The organism is Dictyobacter arantiisoli (assembly GCF_008326305.1).
GTDB classification, from domain to species: domain Bacteria; phylum Chloroflexota; class Ktedonobacteria; order Ktedonobacterales; family Ktedonobacteraceae; genus Dictyobacter; species Dictyobacter arantiisoli.
The window spans coordinates 18,561-41,154 of record NZ_BIXY01000064.1 but is presented as its reverse complement, the minus strand read 5'-3'; the positions used below and the strand labels follow the sequence as shown (position 1 = coordinate 41,154).

The window sequence follows — 22,594 nt, the reverse complement described above, 5'->3', positions numbered from 1 at the left end:
GCGTCAATGCCGGGAGCCTCTGGGAGCAGGCGTACCTTTCCCCCGGTCACCAGCGGCACAAACAGGCTGGTCACCGTGAGATCAAAGCCCACCGAGGTATGCACAACGGAGTCGATCGCCTGCTGCTGTGCATAATGCTGCCGACTCCAGGCCACATAGTGGCTCAATCCCCGATGAGAGATCATCACCCCTTTGGGTTGCCCGGTCGAGCCAGAGGTATACATGATGTAGGCCAGCTGGTCCAGAGGGATGGCCGTGGTCAGATTGTCGTCAGCTTCCTGACGCCAGCGTGCTGCGGCGCGATCCAGCAAGAGCAGACGGCTCGTCGCTGCGGGAAGGCGATCCTGCAGCGAGGCATGAGAGAGCACGAGCGAGAGAGCAGCATCGTGGATGAGATACTGCAGGCGTTGCACGGGATAGGCCGGGTCCATGGGGAGATAGGTTCCCCCCGTTTTGAGAATGGCTAGCAGGGCGATGACCATGTCGGGACAGCGCTCCAGACAGACGCTGACGACCGCCTCTGGACCGATCCCTTGTTGCTGGAGGTGGTGCGCGAGCTGATTGGCCCGTCGATTGAGTTCTGCATAGGTGAGCAATTGCTCCTCGAAAACGAGGGCAATGGCGTCGGGAGTCTGTTGCACCTGTTGTTCAATGCGCTGATGGAGACACAGAGGTTGCGGATCAGCATGTTGGGTCGCATTCCACTGGTTCAGCATGAGCGCATATTCATTGGTTGTCAGCAGTGGCAACGCGCAAATGGGGGTCTGGGGATGCTGCAGCACCGCCTCCAATACGGTCTTCCAGTGACCAAGCAGCCGGTGGATTGTCTCGGCCTCAAAGAGCTCGGTACTATATTCCAGCGTGCCAGCCAAACCCTGCTCGGTCTCCGCAACGGTGAGAGTCAGATCAAACTTGCTGACAGCGCTCTCTATTTTCAGTGGCTGTATCTGTACGTCTGTCAGGTCTACCGTGATTGGATGCGTACTTTGTAAGACAAACATGACCTGGAAGAGGGGCGAGCGACTGAGATCGCGTACCGTTTCGAGTGCCTCCACCACGCGCTCAAAGGGCAGATCCTGATGAGAGTAAGCCTCCAGGCAGACCTTGCGTACATGCTGGAGAAACTGCACAAACGTAGGATTATCAGAAAGATCCGCACGCATAACCAGCGTGTTGACAAAGAATCCCATCACTCCTTCGATCTCGGCATGCTGGCGATTAGCGATAGGTGTTCCGACACTGATATCATCCTGCCCACTGTAACGCATCAGTAACACCTGAAAGGTAGCCAGGAGCAACATAAATAGCGTGACATTCTGCTGCCGGCTGAGTGTCTGCAAGCCTTTTGATACCTCGGGAGACAACTGCAATGTCTGGCTTGCCCCGCGATAAGTTCTCATGGCAGGGCGCGGATGATCGGTGGAGAGTTCAAGTGGTGACGATGCCGCTAACTGGTTACGCCAGTATGCTAGCTGAGTTTCCATTACCTCCCCTTGCAGCCACTGCCTCTGCCAGATCGCGTAGTCAGCATACTGAAGCGGTAATGGCGCGAGCGTAGAGGGTCGCCCGGTGATAGATGCCCGATAGAGTGTGGTCAGTTCATTGATCATTATCTCATTGGACCAGCCATCAGTGATAATATGATGCATCGTAAAAAGCAGTATATGTTCATATCTGGTTAAGCGTAGCACATGAGCTTGCCAGAGTGGGCCAGTCTCAAGATAAAAAGGATGTTGGAGTTCTTGTTGAACAAGGGCTCTGCTCAGAGATTCCTGCCTGAAATGTTCATAGTATTGCAAATCTATCAAGGATATGTGGACAGGTTGCGGCTCGGCAACAATTTGTACTGGAGTATGCTGCTGTTGCGTGAAGGATGTCCTGAGTGTCTCATGCCGTTGAACCAATGTGCTTAAACTGTCCTCAAGTGCCATCAGCGAAAACTGTCCTGTAAGGCGTAGCGCAGACACGATATTGTAGGCAGTATTCTGCGGTTCTAATTGATCCAAAAACCAGAGCCGCTCCTGAGCAAAGGAGAGGGGAAATGTATTTCCCTCTTGTTGACGCGGCAGAATGGTCTGTTTCGTACTAGTATCATCGACTTGATTCTGTTGTAACCGACGTAGGAGGGCATTCCGCTTCTCAGGTGACAGTGCTGCAAGACGTTTCGCGAGATCACTCATTGGTATTATTTTCCTTGAGAAATGCTATATTATCTATTAAGTGTAGATAATATAAAAAAGACAGTAAAATGTTTCAGGACTTCTTCTTACTGTAATTGCTATTCTTCACTATCTTCTAGTAATAGCTGTAGATCATCATCCGACTCACCATCCAGGGCCGCAAGTATTTGCATGAGTTTGTCATCATCCGCCTGCATAATGAGCTCATTTTGGATCTGTTCGATGCATGACGCCATCTTTGCGAGCGTTGGCGCTTCAAAGAGATCGCGTAAAGGTACCTTGACTTCGAAGGTGCTCCGAATGCGTGTAGCGAGTTTCGTTATCAGTAATGAATGGCCTCCGAGTTCGAAAAAGTCATCGTGTAGCGAGATCTGTGGGAGCTGTAAAAGCTGAGACCAGATCTCTGCAAGTTGTTGTTGCATCAGTGTTTGTGGTGGAACAAAGGTTGCCTTCGTCGCTTGTTGATAGCGATCGGGATGTGGCAATGCTCCGCGATCAATTTTTCCATGACCGGTCAATGGAAAGGCTGCTAACGTCATGATAGTGCTGGGTAGCATATAATCGGGTAAGAAATGGCGTAGATAAGCACGTAGTTGTTCTGTCGAGGCTGTCAGCGTTGTGTGTGGCACAACATAGGCTATCAGTGCAGGTCCCACCACATCCTCATAGAGGAGCACCAGAGCGTCTTTGATCTCTGTATGTTCACGTAACTGCGCTTCGATTTCGCCCAACTCGATACGAAAGCCTCGTAACTTGATCTGGTGGTCCAGACGCCCTAGATAATCAATCGCACCATCTCCGTGCTGGCGAGCCAGATCCCCGGTACGATAGAGGCGTGTGCCAGGTTCGTTACTAAAAGGGTTGGGTAAAAATTTTTCGGCGGTCAGCTCGGAACGTTGGAAGTAGCCGCGAGCGAGATTCGTACCGCCAATGTAGATCTCACCGGTCACGCCGATGGGGACAGGATGGAGATCTGGATCAAGCAGGTAGATCTGTGTGTTGGCAATTGGATGACCAATCGGTACACTTGTTGCGGTTGATTGACAGGTCCAATGAGTCACATCAATAGCAGCTTCAGTGGGACCATAGAGATTGTAAAGCTGGACCTGGGTCTGGGCCTGGGCCGAGAAAATAGTAAAGAAATGAGCCTGGAGATCAGGTAGTAACGCTTCACCACTACAGATGATCCGGCGCAAACTAGTACATGCTGTAAGCTCTGGTTCCTGCAGGAATGCCTGGAGCATGGGTGGGACGAAGTGTAACGTACTGATATCCTGTTCGAGAATAAGGCTTTTCAGATACGTAGGATCTTGATGCCCACCGGGACGAGCAACTACGAGACTTGCTCCGGCAAGTAGTGGCCAGAAAAATTCCCAGACGGATACATCAAAGCTAAATGGAGTCTTTTGTAGAACTCGATCCTGTGCGGTAAGTTGGTAAGCCTCTTGCATCCAGAAGAGACGATTACAGAGTCCCCGATGACTATTCATAACTCCTTTGGGTTTGCCTGTTGAACCAGAAGTATAGATCATATAGGCCAGATTGTCGGGACTGATGTGTACATGTGGCGGATGCGCTGATGTTGTGAATGCGCTGGCTTTGAAATCGATGATTTCAGGTGTTGTTACTGCTGTTTGCAGACGGGTATGGAATTGTTCTTGCGTAATAACGAGGCTGACCTGTGCATCTATGAGCATATAGTTCAGACGCTCTTGTGGATAAGTGGGATCAAGCGGAACATAGGCCCCACCGGTTTTGAGTATAGCCAGTAATGCAATGACCAGATCAAGTGAGCGTTCCATGCAGACACCCACGAGGGTGTCCGGGCCAATCTTGTGCTGTTGCAGGCGTGCGGCCAGATGATTGGCTTGTGCATCCAACTCCTGATAGCTGATCTGACTTTCTTCGAAGCGTACGGCGATACTGTCGGGCTGTCGTCTCATTTGTTGTTCGATATGTTGGTGGAGGCAGATATTCGTTGCGAATGTGCGATCCGTATCGTTCCAGGCGTAGAGCTGTTGCCTTCGTTCTTCTGCCGTAAGTAAGGAGATCTGTGTGAGTGGCAGTTCGGGCGTATGCACGAATTGCTCAATGATTCCTATCAAATGATCCATCAAACGCTGCATAGCATCGGTCGCAAAGCGTTGATGATCATAGGTGATCTGGAGCGTAAGTTCGCTTGTGCCAGTGACCATAAGTGCTAATGGATAGTTTGTCTGTTCTGCTAGCGAGACCTCTGTGATGGTGAGCTCACTTTGTTGACCGAGACTTGTCACATCGAGCGGATAGTTTTCAAATGCCAGCAAGCTTTCAAAGAAGGGACGATTACGAGGTATTTCACTCCATCCTTGAATTTCTATCAGTGAGCTTACTTCGTATTGATGTTGTTCGGCTTGTTGAGCCTGTACCTGATGGAGCCAGTCTATTGCATTGAGCTGATCTGGTATTTGAATCCGCACAGGTACCGTATTGATGAACAAGCCAACCATTTGTTCTACGCCAGCTAGCGTTGGCGGACGACCAGAGACAACATTTCCAAACAGGACATCGCGTTGGTGACTATAGCGTGCCAGAAGGATACTCCATGCACCCTGGAAGAGTGTATTGAGGGTCAATTGCTGGCGACGAGTTTGCTGTCGCCAGAGGGCTGTTTGTGCGCGTGAAAGATGGCGTTGGATATGCTGATAGGATTGTTTGCTTAGCGGCTCTGATGAGCTGATTTGAGTGGAAACTGCTGGCGCGATCTCCAATAGCGTTGCCGCCTCAAAGCCAGCGAGTTGCTGCCGCCAGTAAGCCTCAGCCGTTTTGCCATCTTGCTGACGCAGCCAGGCGATATAGTCGCGATATGGGCGACGTGATACATCGTGTGGCGTTTTTGTCTGACGCAGAGAGATATATTGATCGAAAACCCCCTGGAGGATGAGTGGTAGACTCCAACCATCTAAGAGAAGATGGTGATATGTCCAGATCATCCGCGTTGTCTCACCGTCCAGACGAAGCAACGTCAGACGCATAAGAGGAGCCTGTTGTAGATCAAAGTTGCGCGCGCGATCATCAGATAGAAATGTTTCTAGCAGGTTCTGTTGTTGCTGTGGAGTATAGTGTTGCCAATCATGCGACTCAATGGGTAATGAGATCTGTGACCAGACAATCTGGTATGGTTCATCTACATCCTCCCAGCGAAAGGTGGTGCGTAGCGCAGCATGTTGCATCGCTATGTGCTGCCAGGCCTGGGCAAAGAGCTCCTGTTCTAGCTGACCAGTAATCAGGCAGGAGAATTGTTCAATATAAACGCCTGCAGTCTGCGCATAGAGACTATGGAAGAGCATGCCTTCCTGGACTGCTGAGAGTGGATACATGTCACTGAGTTGTCCTGGTTCGATCGCCAATTGATCGATGGTCTCTTGTGTCAGTTGTGCCAGAGGAAAATCCGAGAGCGCAATTTCTGCAGTGATTTCAGCTTGTTGATAGGCAAGTTCAGGCAAGTTATTTGTCTGGATTGCAAGTATGGTCGCCAGTTGTTCAATCGTCTGATACTGAAAGAGCTGTCTGGGTGTCAGGTGTAGTCCCGCTTCTCTGGCCCGAGCCACCACCTGGATACTGAGGATGGAGTCGCCTCCTAGCGCAAAGAAATTGTCGCGCACCCCAACGCGTTCTATCCGCAACAGGTGTGACCAGATCCTTGCCAGAGTAGTTTCTATCTCGTTGCCAGGTGCCACAAATGTTTCCGCCAGCTCAGGTCGTAGATGCTCTGGAGCAGGAAGCGCTCGCCGGTCCACTTTGCCATTGGGGGTCAATGGTATTGTGTCCAGAAAGACAAACGCTGCGGGGAGCATATATCCGGGCAAGCGTTCTTGCAGTGACGTGCGCAGGTCGTTGATAGTGAGCGCTTCTCCCGGTTGCGCTATAACATAGGCCACCAGACGTTTGTCGCCGGGCACATCTTCGCGTGCCAATACCACACATTCCTGAACAGCTGGATGCGCTCCCAGAGCGGCTTCAATCTCTCCCAATTCAATGCGATATCCACGGACCTTGACCTGCTGATCGATTCGACCTAGATACTCCAGGCTGCCATCAGGCAGGTAGCGGGCTAGATCGCCTGTCCGATAGAGACGAGCTCCAGGATTGTTACTCCATGGATGGGGGACATAGCGTTCGGCGGTTAGATCTCCCCGGTGGAGATATCCACGTCCCAGACCTACTCCACCCATATAGAGTTCACCTGCCACACCGATGGGCACAGGATTCTGGCTTGCATCCAGGATAAACGTTTGCATTCCCCCAATGGGGTGACCAATGCTGATCGTCGTCTCAGTCCTCACATCCTTGATCCGATGAACGGTAGACCAGACTGTTGTCTCGGTTGGTCCATACACGTTCCACATTGACGCGCTGCGCGTCTCTAATTGCTGCGCCAGGCGTTGAGTAAAGGCTTCTCCTCCACATAATATCTTTAACTGTGGTGATCCTTGCCAGCCCGTCATTAGCAACAGATGCCAGGTCGCAGGGGTTGCTTGCATAATCGTGATCGCCTGTTCTGCCAGCAATTGCGCCAGGAGGTGGGCATCCCGGCTCACCTCCTGGGCACTCACGATGACTGTAGCTCCCACCCAGAGTGGTAAGAACAAGTCCATCCCGGCAATATCAAAGGCAATCGTTGCCACCGCCAGGAGTCGATCCCGCGCAGTCATCCCTGGTTGCGTGCTCATCGCTTGTAAGAAGTTATCGATCCCGCGCCGTGAAATGGTTACCCCCTTGGGTCTGCCTGTAGAACCAGAGGTATAGATCACATAGGCCAGATGTTCCGGCAAGCTAATGTTATTCAGTTGCTCGGAGCTTTCCAGTGTCCAATGAAGGTATTCGTTATCCAGACAGATAACTTCACAGGAACAGCGTATATTGCGCTGAGCAAGGCGTGTCTGGGTGAGTAGCAGAGTAAGCTCAGCCTGTTGCACAATCCAGTTAATGCGTTCCTCTGGATACTCTGGATCAAGGGGAACATAGGCACCTCCTGCTTTCACAATCGCCAGTAACGTCACTACCATCTCCACCGAGCGCTCCTGATAGACACCGACCAGGCGTTCAGGTCCAATACCCTGAGTACGCAACCAGCGTGCTAGTTGATTGGTTCGCTGATCAAGCTCGCGATAGGTCAGGGTGTGTTCTTCAAAGACGAGAGCGATCGCATCGGGTGTGTCCTCCACCTGTTGTTCAAAGCGTTCATGGAACGACAGAAATGCTGTTTGAGAACTGTTTGTCGTATTCCACGGGACTAAAAGACGCTCGCGCTCGTCTGGTGTCAAGAGAGGCAATTCTGCAATTTTTTGATCAGGTTTCTCAACAATGGCTGCTAAGAGCACCTGCCAGTGGCCCAGCATACGCCGGATTGTTTCGGCCCGAAACAAAGCAGTACTATATTCAAATTCTACGAGTACCCCTTCTGCTTGCTCTGTAATCATGACGCTAAGATCGAACTTTGTCGTCGTTGATGCAAGGTTGAGTCGCGTCCAGGTTATATCTGGTAAATCAAGCTGTAAGCGTGCATCAGCAGTATTTTGTTGGGCGAAAAGAACTTGAAAGAGAGGGGTATAGCTAAGAGAACGTTCAACTTCTAATGCATCAACGAGTTGTTCGAAGGGGATATCCTGGTTTTCATATGCTTGTAGTACTGTTTCTTTCACCTGTGTTACGAGTTGCAGAAAGCTGGGATTATTGCCTGGATTTGTGCGTATGACTAGCGTGTTGACAAAAAATCCAATTAAGCCCTGAAGTTCGGCCACTCCACGATTCGTGCTAGGGGTACCAATGGCAATATCTTGTTGCCTGCTATAACGCATGAGCAAGACTTGAAAGGCAGCCAATAAGGTTATAAAGAGTGTTCCATTATAGTGCTGGCTAAACGCTTGAAGTTGTTGGGTGAGTAGGCGTGGAAATACAATGACCTCGCGGGCACCAACCGACGTTTGAATTGCTGGACGAGGATAATCGGTAGGCAATTCAAGCAATGTTGGACTGCCAGCTAATTGTTGACGCCAGTAAGAAAGCTGTTTCTCTAACAGCGTAGCGTGTAGCTGTTGACGTTGCCAGACAGAATAATCAGCATACTGAATGGGAAGGGCAGGAAGCGTAGCAGATTGTCCAGTCAGCCTGGCTCGATAGTAGATAGAAAGTTCCTGCATCAAGATATCGGCGGATTTTTGACCATCCGAGATGATATGGTGCATGGTAAAGAGCAATATATGTTCTTGCTTATTGATGCGTAGTAAATGAGCTCTCAGAAGCGGTCCCTGTTCCAGATCGAAGGGGAGCCGCGACTCTTGTTGTGAAAGCGTTGCTAGCGTATGTTGTCTTGCTTGAGGAGGGAGTGTACTCAGATCAACAACGTTGATCGGGAGCGTGAGGTGAGGCAAAATACGTTGCACTGGCTCATCGTGGTCAGTTGTGAAGACCGTTCGCAGTAATTCGTGGCGCTGTATGACTGAATTCAGGCTTTGTATGAGCGCTTGAATATGCAGTTTTCCGTTAAGTTGTATAGCGATAGGAAGGAGATAGGATACATCTTCAGGTTCTAATTGATTTAAGAGCCAGAGGCGGAGTTGTCCAAATGAGAGTAGAAAGGTGTCCGTATCGCGCTTTTGGGGCTGTATTAAAAGCGCTGCATGGATGTCTTCGTTCTGTGTAAGAGCGCGTTCCTGTTCTATCCGTTGTGCCAGCGCAGTAATGGTCGGCATTTCAAAAAAGTCACGCAGAGAGATTACCACCTGAAATGTATCTCGAATGTGGGTGGTTATCTCAACTGCGGCCAGTGAATGTCCCCCCAGTTTGAAGAAATTATCTGTGATGCCCACATTTGTGAGATGGAGAGTCTGGGCCCATTGCTCTGCCAACTGGAGTTGCAGTTGGGTTGTAGGAGCGACAAATGTGGTGGATGAGAGAGCCTGGGCATTTTCTGGTGCCGGTAGCGCCTGACGATCGATTTTGCCGTTTGGTGTTTTGGGGAGCGTTGGGAGAGAAAGAAAGAGGGCGGGCACCATATAATTGGGCACTCGTGTGCGTAGGTAGGCTTGTAAGGTTGCCGTTTCTAGCTGTGTGCCTGCGCGTATAACGACATATGCAACCAGATAAGGGTCTGTCTCGCCTGTTGTATGCACGGCCACGATAGCCTCTTGTAGCATTGGATGCGCTTGTAGGACAGTTTCAATTTCACCCAATTCAATGCGGAAGCCATGTAACTTGACCTGTTGATCGCTGCGCCCAAGGTATTCAAGGGTTCCGTTTGCAAGATAACGGGCCAGATCACCAGTGCGGTACATACGTGCCTGACCGTTTGTACTCCATGGATTGGGAAGAAACCGTTCAGCCGTTAATGCTGGTTGATTCAGGTAACCGCGAGCAACGCCATCACCACTAATGTAAAGTTCACCTGTGACTCCGGTGGGAACTGGTTGAAGTTCATCATCCAGGATATAGATTTGTGTATTGGCGATTGGCTGACCCAGGTCAATCCGTGAGATATCTGGTGGAAGTTGAGCGGTAGAAGACCAGATGGTCGTCTCTGTTGGACCATACATATTATGAAGCGTTGCCGATGTCAGCTTTTGGAGCTTTTTAATCAGCGCCAGAGGGAGTGCCTCACCACCGAGTAATAAATGGCGTACATTACGCAAGGCATCGGCAGTTTCAGGTAGGAGCAAAAGCATATTCATCAGCGATGGTGTGCATTGTAGATAGGAAGCACCTGACTTGATGAGTTGCTGGGAGACCGAAAGCTCTTCATATTGTGACTGGATAGGAAGATAATTGCTCTGTTCCTTTAATGCCGCGAGATGCTGTAAACTGCCAAGAACATCATCAGCCGCAACCCCAAAATCGATCAAACAGGCAATTTCATCAACCCCAAGAGCTTTAATTTGTTCTACTATAGGTAGGCAGCTTTCCACGGTTCCCATTAATCCGCTCGTGCCAACATAACGATCGAATGCCTGGGCTACCAGGGCGTTCATATCGTCTTCTGTTACCTGATTGATGTCCTGGCCCAATCCCTGTGCCAGGGATTTCATCAGTTCGGCTGAGCTGCGCAAATAGTTTGAAAAAGGCACACGCACTGTATCGTGGACCGTTTGCAGATCGGTGCCAATGAACGTATGGACCATGAGCGTTACATGTCCCTGTTGACCCTGAGCATCGTGTCCATGTTGATGCCAGGCTTCATGATAAGCGGCAATTTTCTGTGCCAGCTCGTTGAGATTTTGACCAAGCAGATGAGTGAGAATATTTGCACCGCTGGCACCAGCTAACTGAAAAGTCTCTCTGTTGCCACTACTCGTAATCCATACAGGTAATTCGGCTTGAATGGGGCGCGGAAAAGTGCGGATGGCAACGGAGTCCCCTGTACCATTTTGGACGGTGACACTTTCACCGCGCCAGAGTGCACGGACCGTTTCGATATCACGGGCCAGAATGGCTTTGCGCTGTGCGTATTTTTCGGGAGCAAAGGCAAAGTCGTTCGCGTGCCATCCTGAAGCAAAGGCAACTCCTGTGCGACCGTGAGAGAGTTGATCAACAAGTGCCCATTCTTCGGCTACTCGGACTGGATGATGCAGTGGGAGGACAATGCTCCCAGCTCGAATGTGAATATGTTGGGTTAAGGTCGCTAATGCCGCACTGATCACTGATGGGTTGGGATAAAGTCCTCCAAACTCGTGAAAGTGCCGTTCCGGCGTCCAGACAGCGGTGAAACCGTGTTGGTCTGCGAACTGAGCACCTTCTAAGAGAAGTTTATAGCCTGCTTCTGCTGCTTCTTCGTAAGCGGCATTGGCAAAATAAAAGAGGCTGAACTCAATATCCTTCGTCGGAACTTGTTGTGCCTGTGCCTGCTCCGTATGATGAATCGGTATTGTGGCAATGTTTTCAGTTTGGAGGACTACCTGGAAGCCACGACTGAGGGTCCAGAAAAGTTCGAGTACCGAGATATCAAAGGAGATGCTAGTAACGGCAAGCCAGGTTTTATACGCAGTGGTATCTGCCTCATGGAGTGTTGCATCCATACCAACAAAGAAATTCAGCACATTATGATGGCTAATCATGACTCCTTTAGGACGGCCTGTTGACCCGGAGGTGTAAATGATATAAGCCGTATGCTGGTCCCCGGTTATTTCTGTGGGATTGCTTGTTGCTTCAATGGCAAATTCTGACCAGATATCTTCGATACAGCATATACGGTGATCTTGTGTCGAAATACGTGCTCGCAACTGTTTCTGGGTTATCACCATGGCTGGTTGTGCATCATGAAGCATCCAGGCGATGCGTTCCACTGGATAGTGTGGATCTAGCGGAATATAGGAGCCACCTGCCTTAAGAATAGCAAGCAAAATAATAATAAGTTCAGATGAACGCTCCAGACAAACCCCAACCGAAATATCAGGTCCTATGCCTTCTCGCCGTAAGTAATGAGCAAGTTGATTGGCACGTTCGTTGAGATCGCGATAGGTAAGTGCGGTTTCTGTGCATACCAGTGCCAGCGCATCGGGGGTGCTGTGTGCCTGTTCTGCGATCAGTTGCTGAATAGATCGAGCATGGGAGGGTGGCGTGTCTGTGCGATTTCGGTCCAGCACAGTCTGTAGCTGTTCTTGTTGTGTCAACAAAGGGAGATGTCGAATGAGCTGATCAGGTTGTGCCACAATTGCTTCCAGCAGAACGAGAAAATGGTTTGCCAGTCGTTCAATCGTTTCAGACTCAAAGAGATCAGTATTGTAACGAAAGCCAGCCACCAGTTCATTATCGAGCTCGAATATACTGAGTGCGAGATCAAATAGTGTTCCTTGCTGACCATACATAAATGTTTCGAAGGCCAACGTAGCACCGGTACGGCGGCGTGGTTTATCCCAGGTAAAGGCTGTCTGGTAGAGAGGAGGGTAGCTGAGATTACGTTCAGGCTGTAAGCGTTCGACAAGCAGAGGAAATGGATAATCTTGATGTTCTAATGCATCGAAGGTGTTCTGTTGCGTTTGTCGCAAGAGTTGTAAAAAAGAATGCCCGGTAGTCAGGCGGGCGCGAATCATCACTGGATTGGTGACATCATCGATGAGACGTTCAAACGTGGCTTCATTACGCCCCAAAGTAGGAGTCCCGATAAGAATATCATTTTGATTGGTATACCGAAAGATAAGCGTCTGATATCCTGCCAATAACAGCGTGAATGGTGTAACCTTTTCCTGGCTGGCGAGTGCACGCAACCGATGTGTCAGTGTTTGAGGCAGTGTGAGATCAAAAGAGGAGCCATGATAGGTTTGTACTGGAGGACGGGGATGATCAGTTGGCAGATGTAGCACTGGTAGAGGCGCAGAGAGAGTTTCTTGCCAATAGTGCCAGTGTTGCTCACCAGTTGCGCTGGCGAGCAGCGCCTGTTGCCATTGGACATAGTCGTTATGTTGTCCCATTAGCGGTGGTAGTGCCACTGTGCTGTGCGTTTTAGCCGCGTTATAGAGTGTAAAGAGCTCATCAATGAGAATATTGAAAGCCCAGAAGTCGACAATAATGTGATGTGCGATAAATGCCAGAATCGTTTCATGGGAACTGTCTCGAAAGAGCACAACGCGGAAGAGGGGCCCTTGCGCCAGATCAATCGTTTGATTGCTCATGGTGACAATTTCCTGTTGCAATGTATCACTATCCCATGCCATCGCATCGACCTCCTGGATAGGGATCTCTTGCTGCCCGATGATATGTTGTGCAGGTTTTTCATTATGCACAGCAAATGTTGCTGTGAGGATAGGATAGCGCCGGGCCAATTGCTGACATGCTTGCTGTAGCATTGCATTATCCATGGCCTCAAAGATACGTACCGAGTACAGGAGATTGTAGGCGGCGCTATCAGGCGCCAGGTTGGCATGGAACCAGAGCGCTTGTTGATTATATGATAAGGCCTCCCAGCGTTCAGTCCGCTCAGATTGTGCCTGCATTAATCTGGTGAGCAGGGCACGTTGTGCATCACTAGAAAGACTTGATAGTTGCTGTAAGAGATCATTATTTTGCATTATGCCTTGTTTCCTCCGCTGGCAATTTGCTGAAGTAAGAGTGTGATCTGTTCATCGGTGAGCTGATCCAATTGTTGCGTTTGCTGCTGATTGATTGAATTTTCAATGACTGGTTGTGGTGTTGTCGAAAGGAGGTTTTGGACAAGTTCGGCAACACTCTGTTGTGCTTGCTGATCAAGTTGTAGGAGAAGGTGTTCTTGTTGTTGCTGGGTAAGGGCTGTATCAGCAGTGACCATCGTTGTATCAGCAGTGATTGTTTCTGGACTGGCCGCGATTGTGGTTGACTGTGTCTGCTCTTTTTCAGCAAGTTGCGTAAGGATATGCATCGTGAGTTGGGCTATGCTGGGTCCTTGTAACAGAGTCACAACGGATATATGGATAGTAAATTCGAAGTCAAGTTGGTGTTTGAGCTCAAGAGCCATTAACGAATCCAGGCCGAGTGTGGCGAGTGATTGTTCGGGATCAAGCTGGTGGTTCTGTGGAAGCTGTAGCACATGAGCCACTTGTAGAACAAGATGATCTGCAATAAGTTGATAGCGTTGTTGTGGCGATGCCGCCAGCACCTGATCGAGTGACAGCGTTGTTGGCGAATGTGCGTGTTGCGTATCTGGGAGCGTATCTTCTTGTGTATTGATGAGATGACTGAGCAACGGCAGGTTCGCCAGATGAGGATAGCTCTCAGTGAGAAGTCCCCAATCCATTTTCATGACGCCGACGCGACTGGACGCCTGTGGAATGAGTTGCTCCAGTGCCTCGAATACTACTTGTGGCGTAAGACGTTGAATACCACGTTTCTCCCAGTAAGCGTGGACATGTTGCCCTTCTGGGGTTGCACCAAAGCCCACATCGGCAATTGCACCCCAGTCAATACTCAAGGCAGGCTGACCTTGCATACGCTGATAGGCTGCTAGAATATCCAGAAATTCTCCTGCGGCAGCGTAGTTCCCTTGTGACGCAGAACCCAGCAGCGATGCCCCTGAAGAGAATGAGATAAAGAAGTCGAGCGGTACATGTTTGAGTATCTGCATCAGATTCCATGCGCCACCTACTTTGGGACGTAATACTTCACTGAGATCTCTGGTTGAAATCGTTGCTAATGGTCGTACGAGCGACTGACTCTGCTTATCTTGCCAGACAGATGCAGCATGCAGAATCCCACGCACTGGAGGGAAGTCCTGGGTGTCTAGCTCTTTAAAGGCTGACTGCACCTGGTCAGTGCTAGCAACATCAGCAGCGATATAATGAATAGAGGCCCCACGTTCCTCCAGCGTTTTCAGGGCAGCTTTGTGTGTCTCAATTGAAAGATGCTGTTCCCTTTTTTCTTGTACCTGAAGTGATGTACGACCGAGTAAAACGAGATAGCGTGCGCCATTGTCAATTAACCAATGCGCAGTAGCAAGCCCTAAACCACTTAAACCACCAGTGATAAGATAGCTGGAGTCCTCGCGAATGGTGAGCGTCAGCGGAGATGGAAGTGATGAATTGCGAACCAGACGGGCAACATAACTACGATTGTTACGAAATGCCAGTTGATTCTCATGTTGTGTTGCATGAATATGTTCAAGCAGGTATTCAGCAGATGTGAAGGCGGACGTATGAGGATCGAGATCAATAAGTCCCCCCCACAACTCAGGGTGTTCCATCGCGCAGGTCTTGCCCAGCCCCCATAGGGACGCTTGTGCGATTGCAGGTAGAGGATCATTGGAGACAACTGGTTGAGCACCGCGTGTAATGAGCCAGAGTTTGGGCAGTTGAGCACTATTTTGAGTAAGTGTCGCTTGAATGATATGTAGCACACTGCCGAGATTCAATTGCTGGCTGGCAAGAAGCTCGTCAGCGGTCTGTGTTTCCTGTGATAGTTCATCCAGGCTCCAGAGGTGTACGATATGATCGAAAGCTGTATTTTTTTGCTCATCCAGTAGCAATTGAAGGTCAGTTGATGACGCTGCCTGTATCTGATAGCGATCTTTGGAGTGCCGTGCAAAGACATTCCCTTTAGTAACAAGGACACAGCGGTCACCACGCGTTTGTAAGCGGCTTGTGAGTTGTGTCCCAACTTCCTGTTGATCTGTGAAGATGAGCCAGGTTGCTGCTTGAGTCTTTTCTGTTGTCACTGTCTGTATGGGGAGGGCCATCTCTTCCCATTGTAGGCTGTAGAGGAGATTTTTCAGCGTTGATGCTGGCAGCGTTGGAAGCAATGGAGAGCCTGCAAGCTCAACACGCTGTAATTGGAGTCCATGTATCTCTGCGATACAGATTCCATTATCTGTATACAGTGTCACATCACCTATGATTGTTTGTTCGCCCTCGCTTGTCAGAGGCGTAGTTAAGTGGGCATGGCTCCAGAGATGTTTGGGAATAGGCTGATGAATGTAGAGATCACCCATGCCGCCAGGCAGATAGAATGCATTTGTTGTACTAAATAATTCTAAGGGGAGCGTAGCCAGGAGGAGAAGGCAACAGGTATCCAAAAGCGCTGGAGGCAATTGATACAGCGTGTTTATTTCGTCAGCTTGTTCAGCTGTATTAATGATACCGAGTGCTTCATTACTGGTGTACCAGATATCGCTGATGGCTTGATATGTACCACTCAATTGCACACCATACTGCTCCAGCAGCTGATAGAGTTTCGCCGGTGCCAGATACTCATGACAACGTTGCTGTATCCTGGCCAGTTCAGATGTTGGTAATTCTGCCGGAGAAACGTGGGAAGGAAACCGGGTTGTGATTTGCGTCTGTGGCTCTGAAGACAGCCTCTTCACGATGGCAATATTGTTCTGTTCGTGCTTGCGTGTGGTCGAATTCGCTTGCTCTTTTAAGCGGGTAAGATGTGGCAGACTGTTGAGAACAAGATCTGTCTTAACTCCGAAATCCATCTGGCAGGCTATCTCGTTGACTCCACTGGCCTGTAACTGCAGCACCAGATCAAGACAACTATCTGGCGTGCCAAAGAGTACACGGCGATCGGAGATGAGACGTTCAAAGACGAAGAGGAGATACTCATCGAGATCCTCCGAGGTGAGTGTACTTAGATCGATTTTTTGTCCACGACTGTAAGCTATCGCATCGAGTAAATGGGTAGCTGAGCGGAGATAGGCACAGAAAGGGCCCTGGAGCTGTTTTCGAACTGTCTCTTCATCTGTTCCCACAAAAGTATGGAGCATCACAGAAACTTGACCTGTTGCTGGATCATAACCATGTTGTGCGCGTGCATGCCGGTAGATTTGGATCTTCTCCGCCAGTTCTTCAACGCTCTGGTTATACATATGCGTCAACAGATTTGCCCCAATTTCACCAGCGGTTGCGAAGGTTTTGGGATTGCCAGCGGCCGTAATCCAAAATGGCAGTTCACGTTGCAAGGGAGTGGGATAGATACGAATCTGTGCCATCTGCCCGTTTCCGGCCCGAGACTGAATGGTTTCTCCGCGCCATAGCTTTCGTACTATGTCGATACCAGCGTACATGGTCGCGTTACGTTGCGCGTAATTGTCTGGATTCAAGACAAAATCATTAGGATGCCAGCCCGAGGCAAAGGAAATGCCAACGCGGCCGCCCGAAAGATTGTCGATCATGGCCCACTCTTCGGCAATTTGAATGGGATTATGTAAAGGCAAGACAACGCTTCCGGCTCGCAACTGTATACGCTCTGTCTGAGCTGTCAGCGCGGCGTGTAAAATGGCTGGACTGGGATAGAGCCTGCCTTCCTCCGTGAAGTGGCGTTCTGGTATCCAGATTGAAGAGAAGTCGTGTTGATCTGCAAATCTCGCACTGTCAAGCACCAGACGATATTTTTCTTGCTCATCTGGTGTCTCGTTGCTCGAAAAGAAGATTAACCCAAAATCAATTGTCGATGGTGCTCCAGTTAATGGACGTGATTGTGTTTTTGTTGTCTGCACTCTGTCATCTCTTTTCATACAAGTTGTAATTTTCCAGTAGCATGAAGCGTCCAGGTACTCTTTTCATTTTCCGTACCAGGAGTGTCCAGGTGACTGCAGAGTTGAAAATACAACTGCTGATGATCTCGTTCCTCAAGCGTAAATTGTATTTTTCGTGTGCCCTTATCTGCGAGAAACAGTAATTTGGCAATTTGCAGTTCGTGTAAACGATAGTTGTTGTGCCCAAAGGTTTCTGCGGCAGCAGCTAGCGCAATCTCCACATAGGTGAACATTGGTAGGGCAATTATTCCTTGTATACGATGCTGCTGTAGCTGTGGCAAACGTGTCACATCCAGTTGACTTTCCCAGATATGGATAGTGTCAGATCCACGCTGGGACTGATACCTATCCAGGAAAGGGTGCCTGCTTTGAGAGGTTCCTGATACGCTCTGAGTCGTTGTTCTCTCCTCCTGGAGAGTTTTTGGACTCGTAGTAAGCCAGTAGCGCTGACGTATGAATGGATAATTCGGTATGGTAACACGCTGACGTTGATAATCTTGATCAAAGCCCCGCCAATTAATTTTTACCCCCTGGGTATAAAGATCTGCGACTGTAGCGAGCAATGTGTGCCAATTTTCTTGTTCTTTGTGTAAAGTCGTATACCAATGACACTTTGTGTGACGAGCTGATTTCTCTGGAGCATTCACAAGGCCAATCTGAGCCATAGTAATAAGCGTAGTATGAGGACCCAACTCAATAAAATGGGTAGTATCTTGTTCTACCAGTGTATGGATACCGGCTGCAAACTGTACTGTTTCACGTGTGTGCCGTCTCCAATAATGAGCATCTAATGTAGAACCAATAGCTATGACCTCACCAGTAAGATTACTGACGAGTGGTATGCGGGCTGGCTGGAACGGAATTGTGTGTGCATACTGCTCAAAGTTATCCAGGATTGGATCTAAGAGCGGCGAGTGAAAGGCATGTGAGACATGCAATGAGCGAGTTGCAATACCTCTCAGTTTCAGATGTTGCTCCACCGTATGGAGTGCCGTTTCAGCGCCTGACAGTACAATATTCTGAGGTCCATTAATTGCTGCAATAGCGATGGTTTGTTGAAATGGAGTGAGAAGGTCGGTCCAATTACTTAATGCATCCAGCACTGTAAGCATCGTACCATGCTGTGGGAGCGCTTGCATCAAACGTCCACGTGTTGTGACAAGTTTGAGGGCGTCTTCCAAACTCAGTATACCAGCGATACAGGCCGCCACATACTCACCAATACTATGTCCCATGACAATATCTGGCTCAACGCCCCAGGAGCGCCAAAGCATCGCGAGTGCATATTCAAGTGAGAAGAGAACGGGTTGCGTATATTGGGTTTCATCAAGTAATGTCTGCTTTTCACGGTGCCCATAGAGTATATCGATCAAGGAATATTCTAGAACATCCCGAAGGAGTCCATCACAGCGTTCAAGTTCCTGACGAAAGGTCGGTTGCGTTTCATATAGTTGTTTCGCCATGCCCGCGTATTGTGTCCCCTGGCCAGAAAAAAGGAAAGCAATCTTCGGTGGACTTATCTGAGCAGTAAGCGTGTTTTGTGGAGGAATCTTAGCAGCCTCCTGGAGTTGTGAGAGTAGCTGTGCATGTGAAGAGAAAGAAAATGCTTTTCTATAAGCGAAGTGTTTGCGTCCCGTATTAGCGCTAAAGGCAATATTGGGTGCTAGCCAATCGTGTTGCTGTTGTAATAGTGTTATGTAGCGCTGAGCAAGCAAGGCAAATGCTTCCGGACTTTTCGCCGATAGTGTGAGCAAGTGTTGCGGGCGTTCGGGTAATTCTGGAGAAATTTTAGTATTGATGTTCTCATTGATCGTGTCGGGGGCCGCTTCTAGAATCAAATGGACATTGGTGCCTCCAAAGCCAAAGGCGCTGACTCCAGCCAGTTGCCGTTCTTGTTTTGGCCATGGTTGTCGTTTTGTTGCAAGCTGTAAAGGCGTGCCTTCAAGCTGAATATGCGGATTGAGCTTCTGAAAATGCAAGTTTGCTGGAATTTCTTGATGCAAGAAGCTTAGAATTGTTTTAATGACTCCTGCAATGCCAGCCGCCGCCTCCAAATGTCCAATATTTGTTTTTACCGCACCAAGTAGACAGAGTTGTTGCGCATTGCGCTGTGGGAGTAAAACGTTTTTGAGTGCATTGACCTCGATTGGATCACCAAGCGAAGTTCCAGTGCCATGCGTCTCGATATAGCTTAGCTGCTCCGGGTGTATATTTGCATTGATGAGCGCCTGACGGATCACCATTTCCTGAGCCGGACCATTTGGTGCTGTGAGCCCATTGCTGGCACCATCCTGATTTGTCGCTGACCCGCGAATCAATGCGAAAACGCGATCACCATCCCGTTGTGCAGCGGCTAAAGGTTTAAGTAAAACGAGACCACAGCCCTCACCTCTGACATAGCCATCAGCTGTTTCATCAAAAGTTTTGCAATGTCCATCAGGAGACATCATATGGGCCTGGGAGAAGGTGAGTGTTGGTTCCGGCGTCAGGAGTAAATTCACGCCACCTGCAAGTGCTAATGAGCATTCGCCAGCGCGTATACTTTGACAAGCTTGATGCAGGGCAAGCAAAGAAGAGGAACAGGCACTATCCACAGCCATGCTTGGACCGCGTAGATCAAAGGCGTAAGAGAGCCGATTGGCTGCGATACTATGAGCATTGCCTGTACCAACATATGCGTCGAGCGTTGAGTTTTGCTGCTGTAAAAGTAAGTAATCATTGCTGCTGATTCCAATGAAGACTCCAGTCTGGCTCCCAGCCAATGTATCGGGAGCGATTGCAGCGTGTTCAAAAGTTTCCCAGGCAATCTCCAGGAGGAGTCGTTGTTGAGGATCCATCTTTGCCGCTTCGCGAGGAGCGATTTCAAAGAATGTAGGATCGAACTGATCCACGTCATGGAGAAAGCCACCCCAACGCGTATTCATCTTGTTCTGAACTGTTGGACCAGCCTGATACCACGTATCAAGTGACCAGCGATCATCGGGAACTTCTGAAATTGCATCCACTCCATCATGGAGTAGCTGCCAGAAAGCCTCTGCATTGAGTGCTTGAGGAAAGCGGCAGGCGAAGCCTATGATCGCGATAGCATCTGTTTCTATTGATTGTGTTTGATGTGTATAGACAGATGCTGTATCGTCTTTTTGTGGTTGTTCTTTGTGAGATGTTGGATTAGCAAGATAGTGGGCAAGTGTATCGATAGAAGGATAGTCATAGATGAGGGTTGGTGAGAGCGAGCGTTGGAGCCATTGCTCTAAATCACCTGAGAGGCTAACGGCGGCGACAGAATCGAGTCCATAGTTGACGAATGGAGCAGAAGGATCAATGTCCCTGGGATCAAGGTGTGTGCGTTGAGCGATCTGCATCCTGATCCAGTTCACGATTGTTTGTGTACTGGAAGATGCCTGGTTGGGGAGAAAAAGGGGAAGTGATGCTAATTTTCTTTCATCTATGGGTTGACTCGCATCAGGTAACTGGACAGGTTCTAATGGCGCTGTTTTGTGGTCCCATTGATACACAATATTCAGGTTCTCAGCGAGAAAACTCTGACGACAGGCACTGCGTTGAATTTTACCGCTTGTCGTTTTAAGGATCGTCCCAGCTCGCAGAAGCACAATACTCGCAACTTCAATGTCGAATTCAGCAGTAACCTTTTGGCGTATGGCCTGAATAATAGCGGCTTTTTCCCAGCCCTGATGATGGCGTTCGATCTCTTGCGTAATTATCAAGCGTTCGCCTTGTTCATCACTCAATGAGAATGCAGCACAGCAATTCTGGCGTAGCGCAGGATGACTACTCTCAACGACAGCCTCAATATCTTGTGGGTAGAGATTGCGCCCACGGATAATAATCACATCTTTGAGGCGGCCTGTAATAAAGAGTTCCCCTTGTAATGAGAAGCCTAGATCTCCAGTCCTTAGAAAGGGACCTTCGTGACTTCCCTTCAAATATCCCTGGAATGTCTGCATTGTTTCTAAGGGTTTGTTCCAGTAGCCTTGAGCAATATTGGGTCCGGCCAGCCAAATTTCTCCAATCTGATTGGGGGCGCACCTGGTCAGATGTTCTGGATCGACAATTTCAATCTTTTGCCCCTCTGTCGTATAACCGCTACTTACCAGCGAACGGCTCTGAGCACTTTCAGCTGTAAGTACGATGACTTGTCCCTGCTCGATAGCTGATGCATCAAAGTAATGTCGCTGTGCCGGATTAGTTTGAAAGCTACCCGCTGCAAAAAGTGTCGCCTCTGCAAGACCATAACAGGGATAGAAAGCTTCGGGACGGAATCCACATGGAGCAAATGTACGAGCGAAACGTTCAAGAGTTTGCTGTCGGATAGGTTCGGCCCCGGAAAAAGCAAGTTCCCAACTACTCAAATCTAACTCTGCAATGTTTTCAGGTGTAGCTTTATTCACACACAGATCAAAGGCGAAGTTAGGCGCTCCGCTTACCTTAGCGTGGTAGCGAGAAATGGCGCGTAACCAACGCAGAGGTTGTTGCAAAAAGGCTGCTGGAGGCATAAATGTAATTGGAACTCCTAGATACACAGCTTCCAATATTCCGCCCATTAATCCCATGTCATGATAAGGAGGCAACCAGCTTACCAGTGAACTATCAGATCTTAACCTCATCCCTTTCTGAATGAAAGCAGCGTTATGGATAAGATTATTATGGGTAACGATGACCCCTTTAGGAGATCCGGTAGAGCCAGAGGTATATTGCAACATAGCGACAGTTTCATTTGTGATCTTTGGCCTTTTCCAATCTTGCTCGCTAGCTTGCTGTTCTTGCTCATCTGTCGCTATCCAACGTATGTTTTGGACAGAGTCATGATCGGCGAATTTGTTTCGAAGAGACGTGAGGATCGGCTGAGTTGTCAGAGCAACCGTTATCTGTGCATCGTGTAAGATTGCCTCAATCCGTTCCAGATTATGGTTCATTTTTGGCGGATAGGCTGGGATTGCAATTGCCCCTGCATAGAAACAGCCAAAAATTGCCGCTATATATTGCCCACCTGGGGGATACAGGAGTAAAACTCGATCCCCAGGTTGTATTTTGTCTTGAAGGAATGAGCCTATATAACAAGCTTGCTGATGGAGTTCTGCATAGGTCAAAGACTTTTCACGAAATTCGCCATCTGTAAGAAACATATATGCTTGTTGGTCAGGCTGATGTTCGGCTCGCCAACTGAGTAAATCAACAAAATCAGCCCTAGAATGATTTGGTTTTTGAATATTCGTACTCAGTACCCCACTTAAATAGAGTTCAATGTTCGTTGTACAAGGTGGATTATTAAGACTGTACAGTCACTGTAAATTATGGAAAAATAATACCTTGTAAAAACAGTTGTATTGTATATTGCCGTAGAAAACCAATAAAAATGTTGAGAGAGTGTTTGATTCCCACTCCCAGCGGGATCTTGCTGCTCACCTGCGCCCTTTTTTAT

The 22,594-nt window shown here is 48.9% G+C and carries 4 protein-coding genes; all 4 read right to left on the bottom strand.

Translation table 11 applies throughout. From position 1 onward, the window contains the following. Nucleotides 1-2,180 (bottom strand): condensation domain-containing protein (locus F1593_RS18950; RefSeq protein WP_149403133.1); only part of this gene is annotated, 2,180 nt, incomplete at its 3' end. A 98-nt stretch (nucleotides 2,181-2,278) separates the two neighbouring features. Further along, on the bottom strand, nucleotides 2,279-13,219 hold the full coding sequence (locus F1593_RS18945) for a non-ribosomal peptide synthetase (RefSeq protein WP_149403132.1): 10,941 nt from the start codon (nucleotides 13,217-13,219) through the stop codon (nucleotides 2,279-2,281). After that, nucleotides 13,219-17,115, bottom strand: a complete 3,897-nt coding sequence (locus tag F1593_RS18940) for a type I polyketide synthase (RefSeq protein WP_172632250.1) — start codon at nucleotides 17,113-17,115, stop codon at nucleotides 13,219-13,221. Before F1593_RS18940 ends, F1593_RS18945 begins: the two co-directional genes overlap by 1 nt. A gap of 14 nt (nucleotides 17,116-17,129) precedes the next feature. Then, entirely contained in the window at nucleotides 17,130-22,382 is a 5,253-nt protein-coding gene (locus F1593_RS18935; RefSeq protein WP_268907072.1) for a hybrid fatty acyl-AMP ligase/type I polyketide synthase, read from the bottom strand. Nucleotides 22,383-22,594 lie beyond the last annotated feature (212 nt).

Coding starts and splice junctions, on each gene's coding strand:
- F1593_RS18945 (WP_149403132.1), bottom strand. CDS start 13,219: ATGCAAAATAATGATCTCTTACAGCAACTATCAAGTCTTTCTAGTGAT.